Genomic DNA, 17,250 nt, shown 5'->3' with positions numbered 1-17,250 from the left:
TCAGGCAGGTACACGATCGGTGCTGGCGGTCGTGGACACCTTACGCTTGGCACCTGTGCGAATATGAGTGGTGTACAGGGTCAGGCCGGTAAAGGCGAGGCCGCCAACCAGGTTGCCCAGCACCGTGGGGATCTCGTTCCAGACCAGGTAGTCCATCACCGAGAAACCGCCGCCGACAATGATGCCGAACGGGAACAGGAACATGTTCACAACGGAATGTTCGAACCCCATAAAGAAGAACAGCATGATTGGCATCCACATTGCCAGCACCTTGCCGCCGACATTCGTCGAGATCATGGCACCGACGACACCCATGGAGACCATCCAGTTACACAGCATGCCGCGGATAAAGATGGTGAACCAGCCGGCTGCGCCGTATTCCGCGTAACCGAGAGTGCGGGCTTCACCAACGCCAGCGATTTTTTCGGCGACGGCTCCGGGATCCGTGTTAAAGCCGTAGGTGAAGATAAACGCCATCATGAAAGCGACCGTCAGCGCACCGGCAAAGTTGCCCACAAAGACCAGGCCCCAGTTCCTGAGGATGGCGTTGGGGGAAACGCCTGGGCGCTTATCCAGAAGGGCGAGCGGGGTTAGCATGAAGACCCCGGTAAGAAGGTCGAACCCCATCAGATACAGCATGCAAAATCCGACGGGGAAGAGCACGGCTCCGAGCAGGAAGCTGCCGCTCTGCACCGCAACGGTGATCGCAAAAACGGCAGCCAGCGCAAGAATAGCACCAGCCATGAACGCGCGTATTAGTGTATCTCGGGTCGACATATGAACCTTGGATTCACCCGCGTCTACCATTTTGGTGACGAACTCTGACGGAACTAGATAAGACATTCTTGATTACCTCATTCAACGGTGGTTTCCCGGGCATAAAAAAACGGCGCCCACACGACAACCCGAGAGTGTCAGGTTGGTGAGGACGCCGTTGTCCAGATAGTGTTCAATGTTTTGGGCTTGAAGGGCCCGGTGTTCGCTGGTTAGTGTCGACCAGTCCTACGCAAGACCCATGCCTGAATCTTCCGAAGGAATAAAAGCTCTTTAAAATTATTAAGGTAGGAGGGATGGCTCTGATGAACCGATAGCCGGGCAATGGGGCAAGAGCCGTAGATTGAACCCCGTGTGATTCAAATTAGTGCGTAAAGAACGCGTTTGCCCCGAAACGGAACCCTCGCTGAAATGGTTCGCGAACAGATGTCAGAAGGTGGTGTCGAGCACAGTGCCCATCTTTTTCTCGCCCAGCGCACGGTCGAACGACTTTCCGTGCCACGCGGGATGGCCGCCAATCATGACCAGGGGCACCACGCCGTCGGTGCGGTTAACCAGTTGCTCGTGCTGAAATGCCTCCCGGTACTGACGTTGCACAGTATTGTTATGGTCCATGCGACGCAGGACTGAAGGGTCCACCAGAATAAGGTCGGCCTGATCGCCCACTTCAATGCCGCCCCCTTTGACGCCAAATACACGGGCGGGATCACGGGTAAGACGGCGCACCATGTACGCGACGTCGATGTCGCCACCGTCTGAGGCAAGCTTCAGGGCTCTGAGGTTGCCGTCGTAAAACGCCATGTTGGTAAGATGGGCGCCACTGTCATTGAAACCAGGTAGAAGGTGTCGGTCCATCAGCAGTTTGCGGACAACGCGTTCGTTCCGGTTCGCGGACACGGTGTACCAGCTCAGGTCACGGTCGAATGCCCGCAGCATCGCCAGCACGAAATCGCCTTCGTCTTTCACCCCCGAGAAGTGGTCTTTCAACACGGCCCGTTCTGCATCGCTGCCTTCGGGTGATCTTCCTGTGTTGGCGGCGTTCACCCGTGCGAAGACATCGGCAAAGGTATAGCCTTGCCATTCCTTCAGGGGGCATACGTCGATGGTCATGTCCGCCAGGGTGCGGTTAAAAGCATAATCCTCCAGGCGCACCAGACGTTTCAGGCGCTTGAGACCAAACCCGGTTTTGCCGCTCATCCACATGGCCTTGAACGACTCGATGTAGGCTGGATCGTTGAGAATTCTAAGTCTGCCTTCACGGTCCTCCAGTTCAGTCTCATTGAGAATGCGCAACTCCTCGATCTCCTCGGAGAGTGGCGTTACGGCGCCGTCAGACCACACCTTGAAGGGTGCGGCCAGAGCCTGCAGGTGGAAGTCACCCCGCAACAGTCGGGAATTGAGAACCCGGGCCAGCAATCTCGCCAGCCGCACGATCTTGCGGTTGCTTTGCACGTCCAGGGCGGCCACCACCGTTGTTCTGAGCGGCTTGCCGTGGAGAAGGCCACAACTGAGCAGGAAGGTCTTGATGGTGCCTATGGTGCTGTCTTTCGGTGGCGTGGCCTGCCAGACACCGCCCTTGCGCCGTACTACCTCCGTCAGCCGTTTGATTTCCGGGTATTTGGCGAACTGGGTGGGTATGGTCTTGCGGGTATTAGGCTGGTTGGCCAGGTAATGGAATGGCAGGGCATCGGTGGAAAATCCGACATAGCCGTCGTCCATGGCCTGCTCCAGCAATGACTCCATGGTTTTGAGTTCATCTTCCGTTGGATCACGGGAGATACTGGCATCAAACCCCATCACTTCGATCCGCAGCATGGAGTGGGGCACCATGGTGACCAGGTTTGGGCCCAGGCTAAGCCTGTTCAGATGCTGGATGTATTCTTTCGGGTTGTTCCAGTCCATTCGATCAGCGGTCGCCCTTAGGACTTCCTTGGGAATATTCTCCACACGGGCGTAACAATCCACAATCGGGTCTGAGCCGTCCTTGCGTTGCGAGCCAAACGCCAGCCCTAGGCTACAGTTGGCAATAACCACCGTGGTGGTGCCGTGACGCACGGATTCCGGCAGGCCGGGAGCAACCTCCAGCTCGAGGTCGTAGTGGGTGTGGATATCAAACAACCCTGGCATGGCCCAGCGCCCACTGGCATCGATTACGTTGCGTGCCTTTTGCGGGTCAAGATCCTGCCCTCGCGCTGCGACCCTGCCATCTGCGATGGCGATGTCCTCGCGGACAGGTAATTCTCCAATACCGTCGAAGACCTTGGCGCCTTGGATCAGGTAGTCCCAGGCTGTATCAGGTGTGGTATCGCTCATACGTGCCTCACGTATTCTGTTCTGGTTTCCCGAGTAGCAGGACGGAACGCTAAGGTCTGATCTCGGTGGTGCTACCGGCCGGATTGGCGGGCTCATCCTTGGCTATAACATAGATGGCGCCGAGCACGATGGCCAGGGCTGCGATCACAACGCCGGCCGCGCCGATAATCATTTTGGGCCTGGAACTCTGAAGGCTCCCGCATTCCGGGCATTTAGGTGTTTCAAGGGGGAGGCTGGCTCCACAGTTGGAGCATTGGGTCTTTGCCATGTTGTCTGTCCTTTTGGTGATGACGGGTCACAGGCATAGGGTGACATCTACAGAGTTAAGGCCAGAAAGCGTTGGGGATAAATCCGTAGTGACCCTGAGTCAGAGGGCAAACACCACCACAAGGCCGGTGAATACGACCAGGCCCCCCACGATCATCAGGAGTTGTCCCCAGGGAAACCGCGGCTTTTGTTGCACGCTCAGCTCGATTTCCAGCTGTTCCCGGAGCAGTTGGGTATTCCGGACATTGGCCTTCCAGGCGAAGTCGAAGACGTCGCCAACGACCGGAACAAGGCCGCCGAAAAAGTCGATCAGCATATTCCTGACCATTTGCTGTTTGACCCGAGGGCTGGCACCGGCACGGTGTGCTTCCAGAAGCACGTAGCAGGACATGAGCAACCCGGCCAGGTCGCCCAATACCGGCACCAGGCCGATGATGGGCTCCAGCCCGATTCGAAAGCGCGTGAAGGGGATGCCGATGGCGTTGTCGGCCAGTTGACTGAATCGATTCAGGCGGGCCAGGGCCGCCTGTTTTTCTTCCTGGCTTACTGGCGTTGACATGAAATCAGTCCCAGGATTTATCCTTGAGCCGATAGAACTCCTCGACCACGGCATCCATGGCCTCGGCGTCATAGTCGCGAAGTCCGCTGACCACGAGCTTTTTGGAAACCTCGCCTGCGACGTTACCGTCCGAGATCAGCCGGTAGTCCAGTGAGACATTGCCGCGCTTCCCGTCCGGTTTCAGCTCGGCATTGTGGAGTTCAAGATCAGGACTTGGCGCATCCAGAGTATCCAGGGCCAGGCTCATGCTTTGATACATGATCATTGGCCGGTCCGGATTGAACATCACGCCTTCGTTCTCCATCAGCGGTTTGAGCGTGTGGGGAAAATTCTTGCCGGAAGCGGCCACGTAGCAGCGGGTGAAGTTCCCAATCACGGTGTTGTCGTGAGTCCGCTCACCGCTGCGCTCCACCTCGATGTAGACCTTGCCTTTCTGGTCATAGACACGGATCAGACCGTCGTCGTCCTCGCGGAAGTCTAATGGAACGTTGTCACCCAGCAGGCTGCGAAAGTGGAAAGTCATCTGTCGGGACAGCCCGAAGTGTGACAACAGCAGGGCAAACAGCAGGTCTCCGGGAACACAGAAACGCCGGGCATCCGGGTTGTGGATCGGATTGAAGTCACCGGCCACTTCCTTGGCAAATCGGCTGGCCTGGGTCGCGCTGATCAGTACGAGTCCGTCCTGGATGGCGTGGTAGCGTTCGAGAAACATGCGTTGCCTTTTCGTTTTCGCAAATAGAGAAGCCATGATAGTGGCGTGAAACGTCCTTTGCAGCAAGACACTACGAAACCAATGTCTAAGGCCTGGACGTAAATAAATGGTTTCGCCGTGTCGCCCGGCGCTGACAAAGGCCAATTGCCAGGTATGCCCGGGCGATCAGGCCGTGGGTACCCCGTCTGTATGGCCCAGTGATCGATCGGGCGAGACTTCATTGCGAACCAGTTGCTTCAGTTCCCGGATGTCCGGGAAGCCTTGCTGTTCCTTACGTGACCAGATGCGCTTGCCATTGACGTGAATTTCAAAAATTCCGCCAGTGCCCGGTATCAAGGTCAGTTCATTAAGCTCCTCCTCAAAGGTGCTCAACAGTTCCTGGGCCATCCAGGCGGATCGAAGCATCCACTTGCAGCCCGTACAGTACGTGATTTTTACGCTGTTTGGCATAGGTGGTCTCCTGTTGATTCGGTGATCGTAGTGTTTCAGGTTTTTGCTGTGGTTCCCAGACTGTCCATCCGCCGGGGTTTGGCAATACAGAATCCCTGCCCGAAATCTACCTGGATTTCCCTGAGCAGCTCCAGGGTCTCCATGTCTTCCACGTATTCGGCGATGGTTTTCATGCCGAGGAAATGACACAACTCGGTGATGGATCGAACCAGTGCATAGTTGGTCAGGTTACTGGCCATGTCACGGACGAAGATACCGTCCACCTTGACGTAGTCCACCGGTAGTTTCTGCAGGTAGGCGTAGGAGGACAGGCCGGTTCCGAAGTCGTCGAGTGCAAACCGGCACCCGAGCCGCTTCATTTCGGTCATAAAGTCGGCGGCGTAATGCAGGTTGGCAACGGCGGCCGTCTCGGTGACTTCGAAACAGATTTGGTGGGTGAGGGCGTTGTGCTGCTTCATCCTGGTTTCCAGGGCGAACAGAAAGGCGTCGTCACTCAATGACGCGCCGGAGAGGTTGATGTTGAACGTATGGATGCTCTCCATAGCGTCGGGGTGCCCTTCCATCCAGTTTATTGCTTCGTCAATCACCCAAAGGTCAACACGGGAGCTCCGGCGGAACTGTTCCGCAGCCTCAATGTAACTCTGTGGGGAAATCTCCTGGCCGGAGGAGTTCTGAAGGCCAAGCAGTAGTTCATACATGTCCCCGTTGCTGTCCCCCGTCAGGGGAATGATCCGTTGTGCTCGAAGGTAGAGGCTGCCATCACGTATGCTGCGGTCAATTTCGGGCACCCATTGGGGGCCCGAGGCGGGCACCTGCTGGGATTGGTCCCGAACCAGTTCAACGTTGTTCCCGCCTTTTCGCTTGGCGGCTTTGAGCGCCAGATTTGCCTGGTTCATCAGCTCACCGGCAGAGCGTAAAGTGTCTTCGAAAGGGCACACGCTTGCGCTTAGGGTGGCGGAGAAGTCGGTGTCGTCAACGGTATGTGACTCTGTTCGAAAGGCGTCACGCAGCCGTTCGGAGAAATCCAGCCCATCCTCCACCGGCATCTTTTGGGCAAGCAACGCAAACTCGTTGCCTCCCAGTCGCCCGATGCAGTGATCGCCGGAGTGTCCTGAGGCCTGATCCTGAAGCAGGGCGGCAAACCGTTTCAGAAGCTCGTCTCCGGCACCGGTGCCATAAGTGGCATTGATCACACTGAACTCGTCGATGTCGAACACCATCAGGGTATGACTGCCGGGTTTCCCGTCCATTACGGACAGGGCTTGAGCCAACTGCTTCTCAAAATCATTCCGGTGAAGACATCCCGTGAGGGCGTCGTGAGTGGCTTCGAAATTGAGCTTGCTGTAGACCCCCTGAACGATGTCGAACAGGCTCTGGTCTACAAAGGGAATGTCGCCCTGCTTGACGAGCCACGCGTCACCGCGGGCCAATCTCGACACGAATTCTGAATATTGATAACTCATCTCACCCAGTCCCTGGGGCGAAAGGAATACAAAACGAAAGACGTCCTTGCCACCCCAGACCAGTCGCATGCGCCGTTTTTCACCATTGTCGAGGGCAATCTCGACCCAATCACCCACGCCAATTTCCTGGGCACGCCTGGCCCAGCGGGTGTCAACTGGCTCTGTAGAGGCTTCTGCTTCCTCCTGCAGGCAGGAACCTTGGGGATAGGCATCGAGAGTCACTGTCTCGGTCGTTGCCTGCTGGTGCAATTCCCGAGTCAGCCTCACCACCACGTCGCGGACCGGAGACACTTCACCAACCGTGCGCAGCTCTCTGTCAATAAGCTGGATCAATGCGTCGCTTTCCAGTTCCCGCTCAAACGCGAGGTCCTTGCTGGTTTCTCCGCCGGATAGCCAGAGGCGGATCTGCTCAACGATGTTTATGAAGCTTGTTGCGGTTTGGCTCTCAGCGCCTTCCCGCAATACCGCCAGCACTATCAACTGCTCCCAGCCTGCGTGCAACAGATCAAGTAGCACCGTTGGCACGGCCTTGTCGGCAAGGATCATGTTCAGGCGCCGCTGCACACCGAGCCGCGTCTGCCGCAGGCGCTCCTTGCCTTCAAGAGTCTTGGCGATACGTTCGGAGTTCCTCTGGAACGATTGGTCCTGGCGCTCTACCAGACCCCGCAATCGGGTACCGATGGACCGGTAAAACGCTTCGTCCCGTTCTTCCGTCTGGATGAGTTCATCGATAATCCCCGTTACCGTGTGTTCCAGGTTGCGGCTTGAACTCCGCTCGGCCAGGCAGAGGCGCATAAGATCGTTGACGATGGTCCTGGCAGGATGGTTGTCACGGTCGAGGAATTCAGAGGTCTCAAGCAGGACCTCCAGCACCGGCAGCCGCAGCTGTTCGAGCTGCTCCCTCAGGGTTTTGTTCAGCCCCTGTTCCTGTTCCAGTGGGGCGAACAGGCGATCCACGAGGGTAACCTTGTCCCACGTACCATCATCAAGTGCCTGTTCCAAATCCGGATTGGATGATGCCAGGTTGCGGATAGCTTCCTCCATGCTGGGGGCGGGCTTGCCGAGTATCTTGCGTAAATCGTCCCTGTGCGGTCGCAATTCGGCAGTAAACTGTGGGTTTGTAGGTGGCCAGGTATCCCGCATGGTGTTGGCATTGTGTTGCAAACTCATCAGGCGCAGTAACGAACGCCCTGGGGCCGAGGCGAGTGCCTCGTGGGGGGTGGAGTCTTTCACCGATGTTTCAGGGTGGGGCGTCTCCACTGGTGCTTCCCGGACCTTGCTGGATTCCCTCAGTGACCAGTTGGAAGGCAGGCTGGTCAGATCGAGCGCCAGCAGTCCCGCTGCACGGAGGTCGCGGTTCAGCGACTCCGTGGCTCGGGGCCAAAGGTCGTCCAGCACGGTCTCGAAAGCAAGATAAAGCGTGCCGCGATGCTGTCGGGCAATGCCGAGTCGGTCAATGGCGAATTGCAGGCAGGTGCACAGTGACAATGGTGAAAGAGGGTTGCTGCGGTCGCTGATATCGCAGGAAAAAAGCTGGTTGAGCAACTGGCTGAGCACGAACAGTGTATTGGTGTGTTTGCTGGCGAGCTCGGATGCCACCATCTGGAGTTCCAGCCAGTCCTCAAAGACATGCTGTTCCACGATCCTGAGTTCGCCGCTTTGGCTGTCGTTGTCCGTACTTGGGTTGAGCTGGCGGTCAAACGCCTGGAACTGCAGCGTAAAATCCCGGTATATCTGCTCCCCGCGACTGTTGAAGATAAAACGCATGTCCTTCAGACGGGTGATCTCTCGTACTTCCGCCGCCTGTTCAAGGTCGTTCCCGATACTCTCGCCGGCCTGGTCGATGAAGTCGGCTACCAATGTCCCCAGCAGGCGCCGGGTGTGTTTTTGGTAGGCGTCTCGTAACGACGTCAAGCTAGCGGAGGGGGAGGCGAACTGGCCAGGAATCCTTTGCGGTAGTTGTCGCAAGTATTCAATGGTTTCCGCGTCGTGGGGATCACTGATCATCCGCACGGTGTCTCCATTGGCTGGTTGTAGATCACCGCTCACACGGGTGGGGTGGTTGCCATCAAACAGAAACAATTCGGCGCGAGTGTGGTCCGACCCATTCAGGTGTTGTATCAGACCAGGTGATGTGAGATTCGACAGTGTCAGTTGAACGCCGTCACTGCCGGAAGAGGCCGCAGCCAGTTTACTTCCGCAAGGGATAAAACCGCGAACAACGATGAGAGCGTTTTGACGGAGGCCGGCGATACGGGTCTGGCTTTCTGTCATAAACGGGGTCCCTGGGCAGGCTAGCTGCCTAAAATTCCATAAACATGCATTCAAATTTTACACTTGTTTATCCACCACGGTAGACCAGTTTCGGCGGAAAATCTGTTTATTCTGATGGATAACGACAATGATGGGTGTATTGGCATTATTGCTCAAAGTGGCTAGCCTAAACTACCAATGCCCATTGCGACGAGGATAAAAGCATGCCCGCCAAGCCAGGCTCAGAAACGACCGGCCCGCTGAAATTCGTTAGACCGGTCTTACAAGGCCTCCTGATGCTGGCGATGGTGTCGTCGGCTGCTGCTGATGAGAAGCTGTATATCTTCACCGAGAACTACCCGCCCTATAACGCGTCAACCACTGGGCAGGGCTTCGCCCATAATGAAGACGATATCACCGGTATCTGTACCGACATGGTCAAAACCATGATGGAACGGGTGGACTACGAGTACATCATGAAAATGCGGGACTGGAGCCGTGCCTATGAGTGGGTCCAGGGGCGGGAAAACCATGCTCTGTTCTGCACCGCCAGGACCAAGGAGCGGGAAGATGAGTTTCAGTGGGTCGGCCCACTGGCGTCGATCAAGTGGACCCTGTTTGCCGCACCCGATTCCAACATTCAGCTTGATTCCCTCGAAGGTGCCCGGCAGTACAAGATTGCCGGGTACAAGGGCGATGTTATGTCGGACTACCTGGTGAGTGAGGGGTTTGATCTGGTCATGAATGTGTCCGGCGAGCAGAATCCTCGTCGCCTGGTGCTGGGCCAGGCCGATCTTTGGGTGACCGACGGTCTTGTAGGGCCGCTGGTGGCTGAAAAGGAGCACGACATCACCGGCCTGAAACCGGTTCTGGTATTCCGTGAGACGCCAATGTACCTGGCAGTCAGCAATGAAACGGCCCCGGCCATTGTGGAGGATCTTCAGGCTGCGCTCGATGAAGCGCGAGACAGCGGCGCCCTGGACAGTATCGCTCAACGCTACGAGCCTTGATGCGGTGGTAAATAAACCTTAACGGTTTCTAAGTGGGTTGTGGACGGCAGTATTCGCGAGCTTGTGCTAGCTTTTAACGTGTTTCCCGATAAATGCGGTGGCGTTAATGAGTAATCCCAAGCATACCCTCTTCTGGATGACGCTGTTTCTGGTGGTCGTTGCGGTGGTTTGTGCACTGATCCACAAACCGTTGCAGGAGGCCTTTCTGGCGAACTGGGTATTCAATCTTCTGATCGTTTGCGTGCTCCTGATTGGCATTGTCATCACCTATCGTCAGGTGTTTGTGCTGTTTCCGGAGTTGCGCTGGATTGCCCAGTTCCGCACTGGCAATGCCGGACTCTCCGTGTTGCAGGAACCCCGACTGCTGAAGCCGCTGGCGCGGCAACTGGATGACGACTCCAAGCGTGATCGCTTCTCGTTGTCCACCATGTCGTTGCGCACGGTGCTGGATGGTATCCACAGCCGCATGGACGAACAGCGGGAAATTACCCGCTATTTCATCAGTCTTCTCATCTTTCTGGGGTTGCTGGGCACCTTCTGGGGCCTGCTTGGAACCATCAACTCCGTGGGCGCCGTCATTGTAAATCTGGATATGAGCCAGGAGGATTTCGGCAAGGTGTTTGCCGGCCTGCAGTCTGGCCTTCTGGAACCCCTGGAAGGCATGGGCACGGCGTTCAGCTCCTCGTTGCTGGGGCTTGGTGGCTCGTTGGTTCTGGGTTTTCTGGATATCCAGGCAGGCCACGCACAGAACCGGTTTTACGACGGCCTGGAGGAATGGCTGACAGGTGTAACCAATCTGGTGGACCGGGTTGATGATGACCCGCGATAGCAGGCTTGCCCCATGATCGGTTCCCGGCGTCGAACCCGCAGCAGTATCAACGTATGGCCAGGATACGTCGATGCTTTGTCGGCATTGCTGATGTTGATCATCTTCATGCTGCTTATCTACGTGGTCAGCCAGTTGTACCTGTCGCAAACCCTCTCTGATCGGGATTCGGAGCTGGCCAGGCTTAATAGCCGCTTGCAGGAGATTTCCCGGCTGCTTGGTCTTGAGCAGGAGGAAACCGCTGCCCTGGAAAACGAGATGGCCGCGGTCCAGAACCGCTTCAGTGAAAGCCTCGCGCTGAACAATACGCTTAGTGAGGAGCTGGAGGAGGAGAAGGCCCGGCGGTTGGAGCAGCAATACAATGCCGAGGCCCAGGCCCTGCGGGTTGAGGATCTTGGCAAGGCGATCGCTAGTGCCGAGTCGGAGTTGGAGGATGAAGAGCAGCTAACGGCCTCCCAGCGCGCGATTATCCAGCAACTCTCGAACCAGATTGCGGCGCTGCAGGACCAGCTCAGCCGCATCACCGCTGCGTTGCGGTTACAGAAGGATCTCACCGCCGAGAAAGCAGCCGAACTTGAAGAGGTGGGGAAGCGCCTAAATACGTTGCTGGCGGAGCGCGTCAATGAACTGGAGCGCTATCAGTCTGAATTCTTTGGCAGATTGCGGGATATTCTGCAGGACAACGAGAACATCCGCATTGTCGGTGATCGGTTCCTGTTGCCGTCAGAACTGCTGTTTGCGTCCGGCTCCGCGAGTCTCGGGCAAGAGGGCCAGCAGGAGCTGGACAAGCTCGCGGACGTACTGCTGGACGTCGTGGCCGCCATTCCCGAAGACATCGACTGGATTCTGCGCATCGACGGTCACACTGACCGTATTCCCATCAATACCGAAGCGTTTCCCTCGAACTGGGAGCTTTCCACCGCCAGGGCCGTGGCGGTGGTGCGTTACTTGGCGTCCGAAGGCGTACCCCAGAACCGCATGGTGGCTGCCGGCTTCGGGGAGTTTTTCCCGGTTGCTTCGGGCGGTTCTGCCGAGGCGCTGCGACGGAACCGACGTATCGAGATCAAGCTGACTGACCGCTAGCCCGTCCGTCCGAAGAACCGTTCGAAGAACCCGGTTTCCCGTACGTCGGGAATGGGTAGGTCGGCGTTTTCCTCAAGTGCCTTGCGCCAGAACCGCTCCGGATCATCGAGGTGAGCCACCTTTTCCCGTTCCTGTGCGCTGTAGGAATTATGGTCTCCACTGAGCCCATGTTCCACGAGTTCCTGTTCCCACAGATACAGCGCGCAACGAACAACCCGAAGAAGCTTGCTATAGCTGTCCCTGCTGATGGTAATGGCCAGCTCGGCGGTCAGGTTGATATGAGACTGAAGCGTGGCCATTTCCTCTTTGTCGAAAACAATACGGTGGCCCGTGCCTTTCTTGCAGGCCAGGCAGGTTTTCTCCAGGGATTTTACGCCTTCGGGCATGTCCCGATGGCCGAAGTCCTGTTTCTGCTGGTCTTCAACCGGGGCCGGAATCCAACCGTATTGAGGTGAACGGGCCACGATGTGGCCGGGAACATCGCGCCGGTAGGGCGGGAGTTCCGAAGTATCACTGTAGCCGTCAAACTCGATTCGCATCCACGACGCCATCGTCCGGTGGCGCAGCATCATGGCCAGGGTGATGGCTGAGGGCATGATCTCCTCAAGTGATTCTCCGTCGTCCCGGAGCCGTTCGTCCAGATGATCAACTGCTGCTGACATGGCTGTTCTCCATTTACCACGGGCAGAAGGGCCCACCTCCTGCCTGGCTGTTGTTCTTGTCGGAAATTCTGTCCGGCGGCTTTACCGGAAGCATTGATTAAAAACTAGGCGCTTTCTGTCATTTCTTCCGTTGTAGAAAAGTAGCCAGTTTGTTACTGGAAGTAAGGGCTGCCCGGCAGGTATGCTCATTCACCTTTGTATTTGTGAACTTGGCTCCCGGAACCTCGATACCTCTATGTCTGACTTGGCGTTGTACCAGTATGTCCTGATTGGCCTGATTTTTATCTGGAGCGGGTTTGTCCGTTCGGGGTTGGGATTCGGCGGGGCAGTGTTGTCACTGCCTTTCCTGCTGCTGGTGCTGGACGACCCGCTGGTGTTCCTGCCCCTCATTGCAGTGCACCTGCTGGTGTTTTCTTCCCTGACCATCTGGATGAACAACCGCAAGTCTTCGGGTACGAATGACGATGGCGTAGCGGTCGTGGGTACGGTTGACTGGCACTATCTCTGGCGGATTCTGGCGATCATGATTGTGCCCAAGCTGATCGGGGTGTTCGGGCTGATCACATTGCCGTCAGAGATTATGAGCACCATTATCTTTGTGATCGTGTCCCTGTATTCCGTTTCCTACATCCTGGACAGGCCCTTTCGCAGCGGCAGCCGGACTGTGGACGCGGTGTTTCTGATGGTGGGCGGTTACATCAGCGGTACGTCCCTGATTGGTGCCCCTCTGATTATTGCCGTCGTGGCGCAGCACCTGCCGAAAGAACGCTTGCGGGACACCCTGTTCGCGCTCTGGTTCATCCTGGTGGTGATCAAGATGGCGGCGTTTATCTGGGTAGGGGTCGACCTGCAGCTGATCCACCACTTGTGGCTGTTACCCTGCGCTGCCATTGGTCACGTCATCGGGCTTTACGTTCACGACCGCATGCTGAAAGCGGAAACACCGATCTTCTTCCGGGTGCTGGGCGTTGTTTTGTTGATCGTCAGCAGCATCGGCATGGCGCGGGTATTGTTTCCCGGTTAACCCAGTGTGGCGTCAAGGAACATCATGATGACGAAACCGCCCAGAAGCGAGAAGGTCGAGAGCGTCTTGAAACGGCCCTGATGGGTCTCGGGGATGATCTCATCGCTGATAATGAACAACATGGCCCCGGCGGCAAAGCCCAGTGTCCACGGCATGATGGGTTCTGCCAGCCATACCATGGTGCTGCCGAAGAGTCCCCCGATCGGTTCCAGAAGTCCGGTCAGTAAGGCGATGCCAAAGGATTTTAGACGTGAGTGCTCGATCGCCAGCAAGGAGACGGCCACGGCGAGACCTTCCGGGATGTTCTGAAGCCCGATACCCACCGCCAGGGCAATACCATTGCCGATGTCACCGCCGGCAAACCCGACACCTACGGCCATGCCTTCGGGAAAATTGTGCAGGGCAATGGCGATGATGAACAGCCATATTCGCCGAATACGGGCGCTGTCAGGGCCTTCTCGGCCCAGGGAGAAGTGTTCGTGGGGCAGTCGTTGATGAATGCTGAAGAGCAGGCCCGCGCCCATCAGGAGGCCGGCGATGACCATCAGTGAGGCGCTCCAGGTGGCGCCGGTCAGCTGTTCGCCGTATTCGATGCCCGGGAGCAGCAGCGAGAAAAACGATGCCGCGAGCATGACCCCTGCAGCGGCGCTGAGCATACCGTCCTGCAGTTGTGGCGTGAGTTTCCTGACCAGGAACACACCCAAGGCACCGACACCCGTCCCAAGGCCTGCCAGCAGGCTGGCAATCGACCCCAGCCAGACAACGTTGATATCTTCCAGCATTGGTCTCCCTTCGTTCATCGGTGGCGGCGTTGCAGCGCAGTTAAACCTTGACCATGTTGATGGCAAGTTTCGCTGCCATGGCTTATACCTTAGTACGTCAAAAATCCAAAACTGACTCAGGAAGCATGGATATGCAATGGTTTACTGGTTGATGGCTAACCCCAAAGCGGGGGAAAAAAACAGTCGTGGCGCTGAGTTCTGGCGCAGCTATCTTGAAAGTGCGGGCGTTGTCGATATCAGGGATTGTAGTCTGGACGACCAGAGCTGGACCGAAGAGGTGGGCCCCAGGGACTTCATCCTCGCGGCCGGAGGTGATGGCTCAGTCAATGCGGCGGCCGGTTTTTGTCTTGATACCGGCGCTACCCTGGCGGTTCTGCCTTCCGGGACCGCCAATGATTTTGCCCGCAACCTGGGGCTGCCCGACGATCCCCAGCATATCTGCAACCTGATCTCGGCGGGACGGACCCGTATGCTGGATGTTGCCGCCACTGAAAATGGTCTGTTCCTGAACGTGGCTCATATTGGGCTCGGCACATTGCCGGTTCGGGAGTCGTCGGCGGACGCCAAACGACTGCTTGGGCGCTTCAGCTATGGCGTAGCGTTGCTGCAGAAATTGCGGGTGAACCGGGGGTTCCATGGCCTCATCGAAACGGAAAAGGGAACCGTGGCCGGGCGATGGTTGACCATTGCGGTTTCCTCCGGTGCCTTTTTCGGCGGTGGCAACGAGATTCCCCAGGCATCGGCGGGGGATGGTCAGTTGGATGTCGTGGCCGTGAGGCCGCGTTCGCTGTTACAGCTTTTTATTGCCTTTCTGACGGTGCGGTTGAGCCGTCACTCTCCGAAACGAACCAGTACGGTGGTCCACCTTAAAAGCCCAACTGTGTCGATCACCACCCGTTCGCGACGAACGGTCACCATGGATGGAGACATCGCTGGCCACACGCCGCTTCGTGCTCGCTGCAGGCCAGCCTGTCTGAAGGTCATCTGTGAGGAACTGGTAACGACCTGAAGGCTCTGTCCTTCAGGTCCGGCTGTCCGTGCTCTCGAAAATCTTGTCCGCCGAGGCGGCGACAAAACCACTGTAGAGCTCTCCGTCGGGCTTTGCATAGCGACGTGCGAATTCGTAGAAACAGCTCGGTATGGCCACGGTCTGATCCTTAAACCGGACGTCGGCACGATCCGCCATGGTGGAAGATTGTTCCAGCAGCTCTTCCGGAGAGCCTTTGACCTCACCTCCGGAACTGTTCACGCGATAGCCGTTGTCCTTGAGGGCCTGATTGATTTCAGCCACGGTTTTGAATCGGCTGAGATGATTGATGCTTACCGTGAAGTGGTTGGCCCGATAACCCCAAGCCGCTACCCAGGCCGCGTATTCACTTTCCTCCAGCAGGGTCTGGTAGGTGGCGTGGTCGACATCCCAGTGACGACCGGAATAGAGAAAGTCGTCCCTGGTGACGGCGGTAGGGTCCATCTGGCTCACCAGGCCTTCCACAATGGATTGCAGTGACCCGGAACACTGATCAACCAGCAACTCGGAAATGAACACCTTGGGGGCAGTCGGATCCTGATGCTCGTAGTGTTTCGCGTACAGTTTCTTGGCGTCGAAGTGATAGTCGCCGCCTTCGTGATATCCCAGCGCCAGGAAGTGCGCGGCCAGTTTGTCCAGGTTTACCTTCTCAAGATTGAAGGTTCGCAGGGCAATGTGGTCGTTCACGATGTCGCCACCCTGGGTGTCGTCCAGCAACCGGTGGATATCCTGTGCCGAGGGTGTCACCTCGCAGTAATTGTCCCAAAGGTGGCGGAACAATGTATCTCTATCGGTGTGCATGGATGGCCTCCTGTTGTTGGCGCAGTGGAATGGCTGTCGTCGCAGCGCCGCTCTGTGCGGTTGCAAGTTCCATGAATCGGACGTCTCCATCGTTGCGCAGATGGAGTGACTTTGCCAGTGCCGCCGGTACTTGCAGGAGATTGTGAGCTGGCAGGTATCTGGCCGCACTGGTGACAGTGGCGCGGAAATCCGCCGTTTCGGTGTTGGTGATGGCCAGCAGCCGCCCCTGGCCGCCCCGGTTCCATTCCTCGAGCGTCGGTCGCACATCATCGACGATCTGGATGCGGCAGCCGATGGATGTCGATACCGAGCGGATATCGGCCAGCCTTGCTTCAACGGTCGGGCCGGCATCAAACAGATCCACATAGCCGTTGTGGCGAAACCTTTCGGCTTCCAGCATGGCCAGGGCTGGACGGGTGTGCGGGTGCACCTGCCCGATAACCGCGCGGGCGTCTTCGTCCATCAAATGGGTGTAGAGCGGGTGTCGGGGCATCAGGTCAGCGATGAAGCCATTGTCGCCCGTGCCCACCATGCGTGTCACCGTGCTGAAATCAAGATCCACGAAATGGGTCCGCAACCAATTCCAGAACGGCGACTGTCCGCCTTCGTCTGAGATGCCTCGCATTTCAGCGATGACAGTCTCGGCAAAACGCTGCGGATGTTGGGCCATAAACAGAAAGCGAACCCGGGAGAGCAGCTTGCCCGCGTGCGCGCGCCGAAACTTGGGCCGCAGGAACAGTGTGCAGATCTCGCTGCAGCCAGTGTAATGATTGCACATGTTGAGGACTTCCAGTCGGCGGAGCAGATTCAGTTCCGGCGAGTGGTGAACGACCTGGCTGCGATGATAGTGATAAAGCGGGCGTCGGATGCCTACCGAGGCTTCAATGCCGGTGGTTCCCATGATTTCCCCGGTTTCCGGGTCTTCCAACACGAACAGATAGCCTTCGTCGCCCGGGGTGTCGGTATGGCGGTCAAAACTGTCCATGGAATGGCGAATTTTCTGGATCAGGAAGTCACGGTCATCGACCAGTGAGGTAAAACCGGGGCCGGATTCCACGGCAATCTGCTGCAGAGCGGCGAGGTCTGAGAGGGCAACCGGGCGGATAATCATAGACATGTCCTCATCTGCTGACCGCTGGAAGCGGATAGTTGGCAGGGTCAGTATGATGGGGTGTGATGCTATTTTGTAGCGTCAAAAAATGATAAATGATGATATATTGTGGCAATTTGACCTGGGATAATGT

At 57.1% G+C, this 17,250-nt stretch carries 16 protein-coding genes; 5 read left to right on the top strand and 11 right to left on the bottom strand.

Translation table 11 applies throughout. The features are described 5' to 3' along the window. From AC0B60_RS11665 to AC0B60_RS11635, 7 genes are all read right to left on the bottom strand, one after another. On the bottom strand, nucleotides 1–843 hold the full coding sequence (locus AC0B60_RS11665) for a formate/nitrite transporter family protein (protein WP_465085975.1): 843 nt from the start codon (nucleotides 841–843) through the stop codon (nucleotides 1–3). Between the two features lie 360 nt (nucleotides 844–1,203). Next, a complete protein-coding gene (locus AC0B60_RS11660; RefSeq protein WP_465085974.1) occupies nucleotides 1,204–3,087 on the bottom strand; it encodes an N-acyl-D-amino-acid deacylase family protein in 1,884 nt (627 codons plus the stop codon). A gap of 49 nt (nucleotides 3,088–3,136) precedes the next feature. Next, the gene (locus AC0B60_RS11655; RefSeq protein ID WP_465085973.1) at nucleotides 3,137–3,355 is read right to left on the bottom strand and encodes a hypothetical protein; all 219 of its coding nucleotides are present in this window, start codon (nucleotides 3,353–3,355) and stop codon (nucleotides 3,137–3,139) included. Between the two features lie 99 nt (nucleotides 3,356–3,454). Next, complete coding sequence (locus tag AC0B60_RS11650; protein WP_465085972.1) at nucleotides 3,455–3,913, bottom strand: DUF4112 domain-containing protein; 459 nt, start codon at nucleotides 3,911–3,913, stop codon at nucleotides 3,455–3,457. Between the two features lie 4 nt (nucleotides 3,914–3,917). Beyond that, nucleotides 3,918–4,625 carry a DUF3581 family protein gene (locus tag AC0B60_RS11645; protein ID WP_465085971.1) on the bottom strand — a complete coding sequence of 236 codons (708 nt, stop codon included), beginning with the start codon at nucleotides 4,623–4,625 and terminating at the stop codon, nucleotides 3,918–3,920. A gap of 165 nt (nucleotides 4,626–4,790) precedes the next feature. Continuing rightward, nucleotides 4,791–5,075, bottom strand: a complete 285-nt coding sequence (locus AC0B60_RS11640) for an Rdx family protein (protein WP_278367796.1) — start codon at nucleotides 5,073–5,075, stop codon at nucleotides 4,791–4,793. A gap of 35 nt (nucleotides 5,076–5,110) precedes the next feature. Continuing rightward, nucleotides 5,111–8,812 (bottom strand): DUF1631 family protein, encoded by a 3,702-nt coding sequence (locus AC0B60_RS11635; RefSeq protein WP_465085970.1) that lies wholly within the window; start codon nucleotides 8,810–8,812, stop codon nucleotides 5,111–5,113. Nucleotides 8,813–9,015: 203 nt separating this feature from the next. Between AC0B60_RS11635 and AC0B60_RS11630 the strand changes: the two genes are divergently transcribed. The 3 genes from AC0B60_RS11630 (at nucleotide 9,016) to AC0B60_RS11620 (ending at nucleotide 11,710) form a co-directional block, all read left to right on the top strand. Continuing rightward, nucleotides 9,016–9,801: a substrate-binding periplasmic protein gene (locus tag AC0B60_RS11630; RefSeq protein ID WP_465085969.1), complete on the top strand. Its 786-nt coding sequence runs from the start codon at nucleotides 9,016–9,018 to the stop codon at nucleotides 9,799–9,801. Nucleotides 9,802–9,907: 106 nt separating this feature from the next. Then, nucleotides 9,908–10,630 (top strand): flagellar motor protein MotA, encoded by a 723-nt coding sequence (locus AC0B60_RS11625; protein WP_465085968.1) that lies wholly within the window; start codon nucleotides 9,908–9,910, stop codon nucleotides 10,628–10,630. Between the two features lie 12 nt (nucleotides 10,631–10,642). Continuing rightward, on the top strand, nucleotides 10,643–11,710 hold the full coding sequence (locus AC0B60_RS11620; RefSeq protein WP_465085967.1) for a peptidoglycan -binding protein: 1,068 nt from the start codon (nucleotides 10,643–10,645) through the stop codon (nucleotides 11,708–11,710). Here the strand turns inward: AC0B60_RS11620 and AC0B60_RS11615 are convergent. Beyond that, nucleotides 11,707–12,372 (bottom strand): AbiTii domain-containing protein, encoded by a 666-nt coding sequence (locus AC0B60_RS11615; RefSeq protein ID WP_465085966.1) that lies wholly within the window; start codon nucleotides 12,370–12,372, stop codon nucleotides 11,707–11,709. The genes AC0B60_RS11620 and AC0B60_RS11615 overlap by 4 nt on opposite strands. A 235-nt stretch (nucleotides 12,373–12,607) precedes the next feature. Here AC0B60_RS11615 and AC0B60_RS11610 point away from each other — a divergent pair, with 235 nt between their 5' ends. Further along, the gene (locus tag AC0B60_RS11610) at nucleotides 12,608–13,396 is read left to right on the top strand and encodes a TSUP family transporter (protein ID WP_465085965.1); all 789 of its coding nucleotides are present in this window, start codon (nucleotides 12,608–12,610) and stop codon (nucleotides 13,394–13,396) included. On the opposite strand, the gene AC0B60_RS11605 is transcribed toward AC0B60_RS11610, so the two are convergent. Continuing rightward, nucleotides 13,393–14,178: a ZIP family metal transporter gene (locus AC0B60_RS11605; RefSeq protein WP_465085964.1), complete on the bottom strand. Its 786-nt coding sequence runs from the start codon at nucleotides 14,176–14,178 to the stop codon at nucleotides 13,393–13,395. The two genes, AC0B60_RS11610 and AC0B60_RS11605, sit on opposite strands and share 4 nt — an antisense overlap. Before the next feature lie 136 nt (nucleotides 14,179–14,314). Here AC0B60_RS11605 and AC0B60_RS11600 point away from each other — a divergent pair, with 136 nt between their 5' ends. Continuing rightward, nucleotides 14,315–15,187 carry a diacylglycerol/lipid kinase family protein gene (locus tag AC0B60_RS11600; RefSeq protein ID WP_465085963.1) on the top strand — a complete coding sequence of 291 codons (873 nt, stop codon included), beginning with the start codon at nucleotides 14,315–14,317 and terminating at the stop codon, nucleotides 15,185–15,187. Nucleotides 15,188–15,199: 12 nt separating this feature from the next. On the opposite strand, the gene AC0B60_RS11595 is transcribed toward AC0B60_RS11600, so the two are convergent. Continuing rightward, nucleotides 15,200–16,006 (bottom strand): 2-oxoadipate dioxygenase/decarboxylase family protein, encoded by an 807-nt coding sequence (locus AC0B60_RS11595; RefSeq protein WP_465085962.1) that lies wholly within the window; start codon nucleotides 16,004–16,006, stop codon nucleotides 15,200–15,202. Next, complete coding sequence (locus AC0B60_RS11590) at nucleotides 15,993–17,123, bottom strand: arginine N-succinyltransferase (RefSeq protein WP_465085961.1); 1,131 nt, start codon at nucleotides 17,121–17,123, stop codon at nucleotides 15,993–15,995. Before AC0B60_RS11590 ends, AC0B60_RS11595 begins: the two co-directional genes overlap by 14 nt. Nucleotides 17,124–17,250 lie beyond the last annotated feature (127 nt).

This window comes from Marinobacter sp. V34 (assembly GCF_055524115.1).
This window is presented reverse-complemented; position numbering and strand designations above follow the sequence as displayed.